Here is a 10,658-nt window from a genome sequence, read left to right as displayed (position 1 = left end):
CGTGATTCGCTGCCTTGCGTGTTCGATTCGAGACCCACCACCCGCCTCCACGAGTCAGAATCTCTACCCACTCACACGCGTCAACGAATCGCTGCAAGAATTTTGTGACACAGTAAGATTAGGAAGATGTTCGAGTTTTCCAAATCCGGTTGATTGCGTCACTGACGGAACGTATTTCTATGTTTAACGGACTTCGCTTAACGCACTCCCGTTTATGGCAGTTCCGCGATCACGTCGATTTCGACGAGCCATTCCGGCCGCGCCAATGCGACCACGACCAGTCCGGTGAACACCGGAAAGACGCCCTTCAGCCACTTGCCGGCGACGCGATAGACCGCTTCCCGGTAGCGGATATCGGTGAGATAGACGGTGACCTTGCAGATATGATCGAGCGAGGCCCCGGCTTCGCGCAGCAGAAGGTCGATATTCGCCATGACCTTCTCGGCCTGTCCCGCGGGATCGCCGACGGCGACGTTCTCGCGGGTTTCCAGATCCTGCGCGACCTGACCGCGCAGGTAGATCGTCTTGCCGGCGATCACCGCCTGGCAAAGATCGTTGTCGAGGCGCTGTTCAGGATAGGTGTCGTGGGTGTTGAACTTGCGCAGCCGTGTATGAGCCATGGCGTGAATCCCTCGGTGTTAGCAAATTTATTCGGCGGCGCGGCGGAGAGCATTGTCCTGGCCGAGAACCCGGCCAGACAGTCCCGCTGCCTTGTGCGCGACCCGCAGCGTCTCGTTCCAGTCGAAATTGCGATACACCGAGGCAAGATGCGCGAACGGCGGCGATTGCGCGAAAAGCTGAAAGGTCAGCCGGTGCCCCGCATAGTCGGAGTTCAGAAGGTCGCGGGCGAACGCGAGTAGTTTCCTGCGGTCTTCCGCCTGCCAATTGTCGTTGATGGTGTAGAATTTTTCCAGCCACGGCGCGGTTTCGGGGTTACGGAACGACGCCGCGTCCGGTGTCACGCAGATTTGCCCGCCGCAGAGTTCGCGGGCGATATGCATCATCTCGTGCAATTGCGAGCAGGCGAGCACCCGGCCGGTGTAAAGCAGGGACTGGTTCGGCATCAGCAGGCCGCCGGGGCTTGGCTCGGCGGTGGCGATGGCGGCGGTGAGATGCGCGTTGATTCCCTCGCGGTAGCAGGCGAGCTGGGCCAGTTTCTCCTGCACCGCCTGCTGCTTGTCGAGCCCGGTCTGGCGCGCGTTGAACAGCGCGGCGCCGATCATCATGTCGGCGAATTTGAGATTGCGCTGCACGAAGGCGAAGGCGCTGTAGCGGTGCAAGGTCGCGCGGATGAAGGTCGCCGCCCTGGTATGGCGGTAGAACAGCACGTTTTCCCAGGGGATCAGCACGTTGTCGAAAATCAGCAGCGTATCGATTTCGTCGAAGCGGTTGGCGAGCGGATAATCCTCCGCCGGTGCGCGGCCGGCGAAGCCGGTGCGACAGATGAATTTCAGGTTCGGCGAGCCAAGGTCGCAGACGAAACCGACGGCATATTCGGAAAGTTCGGCATTGCCCCAGTTGGCGATGGTTGGTTTGGTAAAGGCCTGGTTGGCATAGGCGGCGGCGGTTTCATATTTCGCGCCGCGAACCACGATTCCCGCATCCGTTTCCTTCACGACATGGAGCAGCATGTCGGGGTCCTGGTCTTGCGGTCGTTTGGACCGATCGCCTTTCGGGTCGGTATTGGCGGAGACGTGGAACGGGTCCTGGCGGATCACTTTGTCGATGTGCCAGCGGATATTCTCGGAAAATTGCGGATTGACCTCGTTCAGCACGTCCTGGCCGTCGAACAGCGACCACATCTCGCCGACCGTCTCGTCGCCCACGCGGGTCACGATACCGCCGATCTCGTCCAGCACCGTATCGGTCGCGAGGCGTTTGGCGTGCCAATCGGCCTGGGTGAACGGCAGTTTCAGCCCGATCGCCGAGCTTTGCCCGCGCTCGTCCTGGTAGGTCATTCTCTCGGCGAATTCGGTCTCGTGCTGCATGTCGTAGATGCGCGCCCGGATATCGACCAGGGGCTTGAACATTTCGTGGGTCGCCACGTCGTGCACGCGCTCGCCGTTGATCCAGACCTGGCGGCCGTCACGGATCGAATCCCTGTATTGTTGTCCTGTGCGGATCATATCGGTCTTCTTTCAGTTGCGTACGTTGAGCGCGGTTTCGGACAGTTTGCTGATTCGGGCATAGTCCTGGGCGACATAGGCCAGAGCCGGCGCGCCGGTGCTCCTCGCCGCGATCACCCGGCCGATGAACACCATATGCGTCGCGGCCCGATGGGCGTGATCGACTTCGCAGTGAAACGCGGCGACCGCATCTTCCAGGCGGGGCGCGGAACACGCGATATCCGACGTCCAGGAGGCGCAGCCGAAATCGAAGGCGGGATGGTCGCCAGAGGTGGCGCGCCCGGCAAAGCAATCGGCGACATGGCTCTGGGCTTCCGACAGCAGATTGACGGTGAAGACGCCGTTCCCGCGGATCGCGGCGCAAGCCGGGCTGCGAAAATTGATGCAGGTTAGCAGCATCGGCGGGTCTGCCGAAACCGATGCCAGTGCGCTGACGGTGACGCCGAAGCGGCCGGCCGGCCCGTCGGTGGTGATGACGGAGACCGCGGTTGGAACCAGGCGCATCGCGGCGATGAACGGCTCGCGCAGCGGCGCCATGGTGTCCCGAACCAGCTCGATGGCACGCTCCTGTGCTTCAAACGCCATCTCGATTACCTCCAAGGCTAGGGCGCGGGCCGAGGCCGCAACGCCATGTCGTTGAGCTGGGTGGACTATGGGCGATTTCGCGGAGAATATAAAATCGATACTATAACAGCATTGGCTCGGAAAAATAAAAGCAAGGAGGGCTGGATCGGGACGCTATTCGTTGCCGGGAACTCCAAAGGACGGGGCCGATTCGGGATTGAGGGCACGGGTGACGTAATCCTGCATCTGCGGCCGCCAGACAGCCCAGAGCGCATCGAGCGCATCGAGCGGGTGGTTGTGCCAGTCGACCCGCAAATCGACGACCGGCCATGCCACGCGATCCACCAGGATCAACCCGATCGATCTGATCGGTCCCGCTTCACCTCCGGCGGCAAGGCCGGCGCGCATCGCCGCAAGAACCCGGTCGCCCAGGTGGTCTGCCGGCGCCGCTTCGAACGCGGCGACGATTGCCGCCGGCACGCCGGTACTGGCCAGGAGGTTTCCCGCCGAAACCACGTTCCTGCCGGAAGCCGCCGCATGCAGCCCGAGCGAGCGCGAGCCGGAGAAATGTGCGGTTCCGCCCTTGTCGTCCACCAGTGTCAACTGGCGATAATCGAGATGGGTCGCCTCCGCCTGAAGGGTTTTGCAGGCTTCCGCCGCGGTCATGCCCTCCGCCAGAAGCGCCAGCGCGCGCGGGCCGAGGCGGGGATCGGTGATGTTTTGCGTGGTTGCGGCGCCTACTCCGGCGCGGGCATAGGCGCAGCGTGCCGCGACGGCCGGCGAGGAGGACGCCACGGCGACCGCGAATTGGCCGGTTTCGGCGCAGCGCGCGGCGATCGAAAATGTCATGGGCACAGTTCTCCGGTTCGTCGTGAATGGATGGGCAACCTACCCAAGCAGGTTGTCTAACTTTTGCAAAATATTTCTTTTTGACGATTGGTTTAGGAAAAGCTAAGTTCGGGTAGAGAACGATATGCGCTTTACCCTCAAGCAGATTTCCTATTTCGTCGCGGCGGCGGAAACCGGCAGCATCACGCTGGCCTCCGAGCGGGTGAATATTTCGCAGCCCTCGATTTCCTCGGCGATCTCCGCGCTGGAGGCGACGTTCGGGATTCAGCTTTTCATTCGCCATCATGCCCAGGGGCTTTCGCTGACCAATGAGGGGCAGAGGTTTCTGCGCGAGGCGCGGGGGCTGCTGCAACAGGCGGAGGAGTTGCAGAGCGCGGCGTCGGTCATTTCCTCCGCCGTGACCGGGCCGCTGGAAATCGGCTGCATGTCGACGCTTTTCCCGCTGGTGATTCCCGAGCTGATCCAGATTTTCAAGAAGCGGCATGAGGCCGCGCGCATCAACGCGATCGCCGGCAATCAGGCGGAATTGTTCGAGACGCTGCGGAGCGGCCAGATTTCCCTGCTGCTGACTTATGACCTCAACATTCCGCCGGATATCGATTTCGTGCCGCTATCGCCGCTGCCGCCCTTTGTCTATGTCGCGGCGAAACATCGGCTGGCACGGCGGCGATCTGTGGCGCTTCAGGAATTGGCTGAAGAACCCTTCATTCTTCTCGACCTGCCGCTGAGCCGGGATTATTTCCTTTTCCTGTTCCGCCAAGCCGAAGTGGTGCCGCGCATCAGCGGGCGGTTTCCGCATATCGACGTGATTCGCAGCCTGGTCGCGCGTGGCGAGGGCTATAGCCTTGCCAACGCGCAGCCGAAGAACCAGTCATCGCTTGATGGCCGCAAGCTGTCCTATCTGGCTCTGGAGGGGTCGTTCAAGCCGCTGATCTATGGCATCGCGCTGCTGAAGGGATTGCGTCGAACCTCGACGACGGATGCGTTTCTGGCGCTGTGCCATGAACTCCTGCACGAAAAGCCGCTGCCCGGCACCGTGACGTTCACCGCAACGACGTGACCACGCGATCCAAAAACGCATCGCAGGCGGCGAGTTCGTCTTTCGTGATGTATTCGTCGGGCTTATGGGCGCGATCGATCGAACCGGGGCCGCAAACGACCGCCGGCAGGCCGAGCGTGTCGTTGAACAACCCGGCTTCGGTGCCGAAACTCAGCTTGGTGCTCGTCGCATTGCCTGCGGCTGCCCTGGCGAGTGCCGCGATCGGGGCATCTTCCGGCGTGTGCAGGCCGGGATAGGCGTTTTGCACGGTCATTTCCACGGCTGCGTGCCGGCCGCGGGCGATTTCGTTACGCGCGAGCCGTCCGCCGGCTTCCGATAGGCGCGCGAGCAGATCGTCCGGCGAATCACCTGGGAGAAAGCGAATTTCGAATTCCATGTCGCAGGCATCCGGCACGATGTTCAATGCCGTACCACCCTTGATCGTGCCGATATGCACCGTGCTGTACGGCAGTGCATAGGCGGCGTCGGGCGTGCCGTGGGCGCGCAGCCAGGCTTGCAACTCTTCGGTCTCCCGCACCATGGCCGCCGCGAGATTGATGGCGTTGCAGCCCAGCGTTGGGTTCGCGGAATGTGCGGCCTCGCCGCGACAGCAGATGCAGCCGGCGACCTTGCCTTTGTGGCCGATCGCGACGGCAAGCCCGGTCGGTTCGCCGATAATGCACCCGGAGGCGCGAAAACCCTCGGCGGCGAGCCGTTCGAGCATGGGACGCACGCCGACGCAGCCGATTTCCTCATCGCATGAAATCGCGAGATGCAGCGGACGGCTCAATTCCGTGCCGACGGCACGTTCGGCCGCCGTCAGCATGCAGGCAACGAAACCCTTCATGTCGACAGCGCCGCGCGCATGGAGCCGGTCATCCCGCTCGGTCAGCACGAACGGATCGCTCGACCAAACCTGGCCGTCCACCGGCACCACATCGCCATGGCCTGACAGAACAATGCCGCCTTCATTGTCCGGCCCGAAACTCGCCAGTAGATTACTGGTGCCGGGATTTTCGCCGGGGAAGGCGCTGACCCGGCCGCCGGCCACGCGCAGGCGATCCGCGACATAGGCGATCAGCGCATCGTTCGGAGTCCGGCTGATGGTCGGCACGCTAACAAGCCGTGCCAGGGTTTCCACGGTCGATTCCATGGCATATCTATACGTCGCGCGCCTCGACCCCGACAATAGCATATCCGTTCGATTTAGGAGGGTGACGATAATTCGGGAAAGCTGTCCTTGAGCATCGAAAAATTCAATGCAAATGACGGTTTGGTTTCTGCTATCATAAGCAGAAGACAATAATCAGAACGCTGAAATCAGCAGCCGTATCGGAGGAATTCTGGCATGATGGCCGACCGCGCCTCGAGGATGACGATCAACGACAACGCGCTGGCGGATGCTCGATGATGCTGGGCCGACCGGAAAGCAGTCAACAGACGACGGCGCGGGATACGCGCTACGACATTCTGTTCGAGCCGGTGAAAATCGGCCCGCTAACGGCGCGCAATCGGTTCTATCAGGTGCCGCACTGCAACGGCATGGGCTATCGCGATCCCACCGCACTCGCCCATATGCGCGGCGTCAAAGCCGAGGGTGGCTGGGCCGTGGTCTGCACCGAGCAGGTGGAATTCCACTACACCTCGGAGATCACGCCCTTCATCGAACTGCGCCTGTGGGACGACCGGGACATCCCGTCGCTCGCGCGTATGGCCGATAAAATCCACGAACACGGCAGCCTCGCCGGCATCGAACTCGCCTATAACGGCATGAACGGCGCCAATCTCTATTCGCGCGAAGTGCCGATGGGGCCGGCGCATCTGCCGGTCGCCAGCTTCACCTATGATCCGGTCCAAGCGCGGCGAATGGACCTTCAGGATATCCGCAATATCCGCAAATGGCATCTGGATGCGGTTTTGCGGGCGAAGCGGGCGGGTTTCGACCTGATCTATGTCTATGCGGCCCATGCGCTCGGCTTTCTGCACCATTTTCTGTCGCGGCGCTTCAACGAGCGCACGGACGAATATGGCGGGTCGCTGGAGAACCGCATTCGCCTGATGCGCGAAATCACCGAGGAGACGAAAGCCGCTATCGGCGACACCTGCGCCGTGCCGATCCGCATTTCGATCGATGAACTTCTTGGCGAAGGCGGCCTCTACAAGGAGGAGGTCGAGGACATGATCGGCCTGATGGCCGATCTGCCGGACCTCTGGGACGTCACCCTCGCCGGCTGGGAGAATGACAGCCGGACATCCCGTTTCGCCGAGGAAGGTGCGCAGGAACCATTCATCAGGGGCGTGAAGCGGCTCACCGCGAAGCCGGTGGTCGGGGTTGGGCGCTACACCTCCGCCGACCGCATGGTCAGCCTTGTCAAGAAAGGCATCGTCGATCTGGTCGGCGCGGCCAGGCCATCGATCGCCGATCCGTTCCTGCCGAGGAAAATTCAGGAGGGCCGTTTCGACGACATCCGCGAGTGCATCGGCTGCAACATCTGCGTTTCCGGCGATTTTACCCAGTCGCCGATTCGCTGCACGCAGAACCCGACCATGGGCGAGGAATGGCGCAAAGGGTGGCACCCCGAGACGGTCAAGCCCAGGCGGACGGACAAGCCGGTGCTGATTGTCGGAGCCGGACCTGCCGGGCTGGAGGCGGCGCAGACGCTGGGAAAGCGCGGTTACGACGTGACCATCGCCGAAGCGGGCACGGAACTTGGCGGCAGGGTGCTCCAGGAATCGCGGCTGCCGGGCCTCGCCGCCTGGGTGCGCGTGGCCGATTATCGCAAGATGCAGCTTGCGCAGCTCCCCAACGTCGAGATTTTCTTCGATAGCAGGCTCGACGCCGGCAACGTGCTCGAATTCGGGTTCCCGCGCGTGGTAATCGCGACAGGGGCAAGATGGCGTGGCGATGGCATTGGCCATCGCCACCTGGCAGCGATCCCAATCGCAGAAGGCGCCTGCGTTCTGACACCGTCCGACGTGATGGCAGGACGCCGGCCGGCCGGTAAGCGTGTTATCGTCTGGGACGACGACCACTACTACATGGGCGGCGTGATCGCCGAGCTTTTTGCCGAGCAGGGCTATGAGACACTCTATCTGACGCCAGCCTCCGAGGCATCGACCTGGACGCGCAACACGATGGAACAGCACTTCATTCAGAAGCGGATGCTGGAGAAGGGAATCACTATTCAGTCTTTTCGTTCGGTCGATGTCATCGAGCGCAATGAGGTCGTCACTTCCTGCGTCTTCACTGGCCGCGAGGAGCGCATCGCCGCCGATGCGGTCGTATTGGTCACCGCCCGCTTGCCCAACGAACAGCTCGCGCTCGACCTGCTGGCGCGCCGCGACGAGTGGGCGGACGCCGGCATCGAAGACGTTGTCTCGATCGGCGATGCGCTTGCGCCCGCCACGATTGCCCATGCCGTCTATGCCGGACGGCGCTACGCCGAGGAGCTGGATGCCGATCCGCTGCCCGACGGCGTTCTCCCATTCCGCAGAGAGATTGCCGAACTTCTACCCCTCGATTGAAAGAACTAACGATGATGATCCCATGCGTGCTGAATTCGGAACTTGTGGCGCTTGATGCCTGGGGCAGCCCCGAGGATATCGGCGCCACGACGATCGAGGGGCCGATCGCGGTTTCCGGCAAGTTCCTGATCGGCGGGCCGGACAAGCCGGTGTTCGGCGGACTCTATGCAGCAACGCGCGGCACCTACCGCGTCGTCTACGCTTTTCATGAACACGCCACGCTTCTCGACGGTGAGGTTGCGATTACCGACGAGAAATCCGCCAGAACGGTCGTGTATCGGCCGGGCGATTCCTGGATCATCGCCAAAGGCACTGACGTGACCTGGGATATCCGGTCCGAGACAATCCGCAAGAGCTACATCGCGACAACGATCGATTTGTGAAGCCGGCGCTCATGAAGGGCACGGCACGATAATCGGCAAGGAGGAAAAACGGAATGAGTACCAGGCTAAGGGCCAATTCCCTATCGTTTTTCGAATCCCTGGTCATGGGTGTCGCCGGATCGGGGCCGGCGAACGGCATTTCGCTGGCACTCGGTGCTCTTATTGGCACCGCGGGAATGCTGGCCCCTGTCGATCTGCTGATTTTCGCCATCCCGATGTTAGGCATCGCCTTTGCATACAAGGCGTTGAACAAACGCTCGACCCATGCCGGCGCCGCCTATAACTGGGTTAGCCAGTCCTTTGGCAAATTCAACGGTTTCATGGCGGGCTGGGCTCTGATCACGGCACAGATGATCTTTATCATCGTGGGTGTGACCCCCTTGTCCACCGCGGTTCTGGATTTCATAAATCCGGCACTGGTCAACAATGTTGTCATCATTACGGCGCTTTCGGTGCTGTGGTTCCTGTTCATCGTCGGCGTCGTCATGGCCGGCATCAAACTCACCAGCTACATGCAGATCATCATGACGACGTTCGAGATCCTTGTGCTGCTTGCCGTCGGCACCGCGGCGTTCATTCATGGTCACACCCTGCACCGGGCCTCCCAATTCTCATGGCACATGTATACGCCGGCCTATGTGATCGGCCATTTCTCGATCAAAAACTTCTCCGCATCCTCACTCATCGTGGTGTTTCTCTACTGGGGCTGGGATGTCACCGCCAATCTCGGCGAGGAGACCAAAAACGGCGAGGAGGCAGCCGGCAACGGCGGATTGTCGGGTGTCCTCGTTTGTATCTTTCTTTATTCGATGTTTGCGGTCGCGGCTTTGATGCTGTTCAATTTTGCCGAGGTTCAGAAGTACAGCAATAACATCATCTACCAGATCGCGATCGCCTCGGGCCTGGGGCGAATCGGTGGCCTGATCGCACTCATCGCCGTCGTCGCCTCCAGCGTCGCCACGGTTCAAACCGGCATGCTGCAGGTGACCAGAACCATGTTCGCGATGGGCCGCGACGGCGCGCTGCCGCGCTATCTCGGCACCGTCAGCGAGAAAACCCAGAACCCGACCGCGGCCACCAACTGGCTGATCGGCGCGGGGCTTGCCGGTATCCTGCTCACCGGCTTCATGCCCTCGGTCGCTTCCATTCTCAACGATGCCGCCGCCGCGACCGGCTTGCAAGTCGCCTATTATTTTGGCTTGGCTGGCTTGGTCTCCGCCTGGGTGTTCCGCCACACATACCGGGAGTCCGTCGCGCGCTGGTGCCTGTTTTCGTTCTTCCCCGGCATCAGCGCGATTTTTCTCATGACGCTCGGCCTCTATTCGCTCACCACGTTCAACACCACGACGATCGTAGTCGGCGTTGGCACCCTGCTCGCCGGCATCCTGTTTTTTCGTCCCCGACGCTATATGGTGGCGGCCGTGGAGGAGCCGGGCGTGTGACCCATCATCGGGGGGCTGGTCGGCAGATCAGCGACCGTTGTGCGCTTTTTCCATTTTTGGCGACCGCCTTTTGGTTGACCCCGTAGCGCTTGGCTAGAACCCTCAGGCTCTCTTGACTATGCTGTATCGCTCGACGGACCGCCTCTGTCGTGGTGGCGCGCCCATGTAAAACACCGCCCTGGCGGTCATACGCTTGTGCGGGAAACATCGTTCCAGGATGCGCCGTGACCCAAGATACCCCCGCCCGCGTGAGGAGGCCTCATGTCGCCGTGAGGTTTCAAACGCTCGATCCACCCCCCAACGCGCGTGTAGAGCACGGGGCGTCGGCAATCCCGCCATCGTGTGGCGGGGAATGACACGAGCGGACAGATATGTCCGAATTAGGCTTGCCTTAACATTGCCTCTTGGCGCATCTTGTCATGGTGAAGGCCGCTGATCTTGTCCGATTGATCGAGCGCTATGCGATCCGCAACGGAGTCGAATATCGAACTGAATTAGGCAAGGGTAGTCACCGCAAGATATGGCTTGACGGTTACCGAAGCTTGGTGCCGTTTCACTCCGGCGATATGCCAATCGGCACCTAACAAAGCAATCTTGCGGCAACTGGGTGAACCGCGCCGGGAATCCTGGAGGCTCCAACTCTTGAGTAGGATGGAGCAATGGAAAAGCGGAAGACATCGAACAGATATTCACCTGAGGTCCGCGAACGCGCGGTGCGGATGGTGCTGGA

The 10,658-nt window shown here is 61.3% G+C and carries 9 protein-coding genes and 1 pseudogene; 4 read left to right on the top strand and 6 right to left on the bottom strand.

Translation table 11 applies throughout. The features are described from left to right. Nucleotides 1–212: 212 nt before the first annotated feature. The 4 genes from L2A60_RS18940 to L2A60_RS18925 form a co-directional block, all read right to left on the bottom strand. Nucleotides 213–620 carry a RidA family protein gene (locus L2A60_RS18940; RefSeq protein WP_235706030.1) on the bottom strand — a complete coding sequence of 136 codons (408 nt, stop codon included), beginning with the start codon at nt 618–620 and terminating at the stop codon, nt 213–215. 27 nt (nt 621–647) lie between these two features. Next, entirely contained in the window at nt 648–2,126 is a 1,479-nt protein-coding gene (locus L2A60_RS18935) for a 4-hydroxyphenylacetate 3-hydroxylase family protein (RefSeq protein WP_235706029.1), read from the bottom strand. A gap of 12 nt (nt 2,127–2,138) precedes the next feature. Continuing rightward, nucleotides 2,139–2,711 (bottom strand): flavin reductase family protein, encoded by a 573-nt coding sequence (locus L2A60_RS18930; protein WP_235706028.1) that lies wholly within the window; start codon nt 2,709–2,711, stop codon nt 2,139–2,141. Between the two features lie 153 nt (nt 2,712–2,864). Beyond that, nucleotides 2,865–3,539 (bottom strand): DUF1028 domain-containing protein, encoded by a 675-nt coding sequence (locus tag L2A60_RS18925; RefSeq protein WP_235706027.1) that lies wholly within the window; start codon nt 3,537–3,539, stop codon nt 2,865–2,867. 124 nt (nt 3,540–3,663) lie between these two features. Here L2A60_RS18925 and L2A60_RS18920 point away from each other — a divergent pair, with 124 nt between their 5' ends. Beyond that, nucleotides 3,664–4,599, top strand: coding sequence for a LysR family transcriptional regulator (locus tag L2A60_RS18920; protein WP_235706026.1), 936 nt, complete (start codon nt 3,664–3,666; stop codon nt 4,597–4,599). Here L2A60_RS18920 and argE read toward each other — a convergent pair. Continuing rightward, the gene (gene argE, locus L2A60_RS18915; protein ID WP_235706025.1) at nt 4,583–5,731 is read right to left on the bottom strand and encodes an acetylornithine deacetylase; all 1,149 of its coding nucleotides are present in this window, start codon (nt 5,729–5,731) and stop codon (nt 4,583–4,585) included. The genes L2A60_RS18920 and argE overlap by 17 nt on opposite strands. Nucleotides 5,732–5,988: 257 nt before the next feature. On the opposite strand from argE, the gene L2A60_RS18910 reads away from it, so the two are divergent. Genes L2A60_RS18910 through L2A60_RS18900 form a run of 3 tightly spaced genes read left to right on the top strand, consistent with a single transcriptional unit; the run spans nt 5,989 to nt 9,928 of the window. Further along, on the top strand, nt 5,989–8,103 hold the full coding sequence (locus L2A60_RS18910) for an oxidoreductase (RefSeq protein ID WP_235706024.1): 2,115 nt from the start codon (nt 5,989–5,991) through the stop codon (nt 8,101–8,103). 11 nt (nt 8,104–8,114) lie between these two features. Then, complete coding sequence (locus L2A60_RS18905) at nt 8,115–8,486, top strand: cupin domain-containing protein (protein WP_235706023.1); 372 nt, start codon at nt 8,115–8,117, stop codon at nt 8,484–8,486. Nucleotides 8,487–8,539: 53 nt separating this feature from the next. Further along, the gene (locus L2A60_RS18900; protein ID WP_235706022.1) at nt 8,540–9,928 is read left to right on the top strand and encodes an APC family permease; all 1,389 of its coding nucleotides are present in this window, start codon (nt 8,540–8,542) and stop codon (nt 9,926–9,928) included. An 11-nt stretch (nt 9,929–9,939) separates the two neighbouring features. On the opposite strand, the pseudogene L2A60_RS18895 reads toward L2A60_RS18900, so the two are convergent. Further along, a pseudogene (locus L2A60_RS18895) lies at nt 9,940–10,136 on the bottom strand (hypothetical protein); the annotation flags it as partial. Between the last annotated feature and the right edge of the window lie 522 nt (nt 10,137–10,658).

This window comes from Acidiphilium iwatense, from assembly GCF_021556475.1.
Taxonomy (GTDB): Bacteria; Pseudomonadota; Alphaproteobacteria; order Acetobacterales; family Acetobacteraceae; genus Acidiphilium; species Acidiphilium iwatense.
The sequence above is the reverse complement of the archived record's forward strand: the minus strand, read 5'-3'. Positions and strand labels throughout refer to the sequence as shown.

What these genes read in the sequence shown, in the direction of transcription:
- L2A60_RS18940 (WP_235706030.1), bottom strand. Translation starts at nt 620, where the DNA reads ATGGCTCATACACGGCTGCGCAAGTTCAACACCCACGACACCTATCCT.
- L2A60_RS18935 (WP_235706029.1), bottom strand. Translation starts at nt 2,126, where the DNA reads ATGATCCGCACAGGACAACAATACAGGGATTCGATCCGTGACGGCCGC.
- L2A60_RS18930 (WP_235706028.1), bottom strand. Translation starts at nt 2,711, where the DNA reads ATGGCGTTTGAAGCACAGGAGCGTGCCATCGAGCTGGTTCGGGACACC.
- L2A60_RS18925 (WP_235706027.1), bottom strand. Translation starts at nt 3,539, where the DNA reads ATGACATTTTCGATCGCCGCGCGCTGCGCCGAAACCGGCCAATTCGCG.
- L2A60_RS18920 (WP_235706026.1), top strand. Translation starts at nt 3,664, where the DNA reads ATGCGCTTTACCCTCAAGCAGATTTCCTATTTCGTCGCGGCGGCGGAA.
- argE (WP_235706025.1), bottom strand. Translation starts at nt 5,731, where the DNA reads ATGGAATCGACCGTGGAAACCCTGGCACGGCTTGTTAGCGTGCCGACC.
- L2A60_RS18910 (WP_235706024.1), top strand. Translation starts at nt 5,989, where the DNA reads ATGCTGGGCCGACCGGAAAGCAGTCAACAGACGACGGCGCGGGATACG.
- L2A60_RS18905 (WP_235706023.1), top strand. Translation starts at nt 8,115, where the DNA reads ATGATGATCCCATGCGTGCTGAATTCGGAACTTGTGGCGCTTGATGCC.
- L2A60_RS18900 (WP_235706022.1), top strand. Translation starts at nt 8,540, where the DNA reads ATGAGTACCAGGCTAAGGGCCAATTCCCTATCGTTTTTCGAATCCCTG.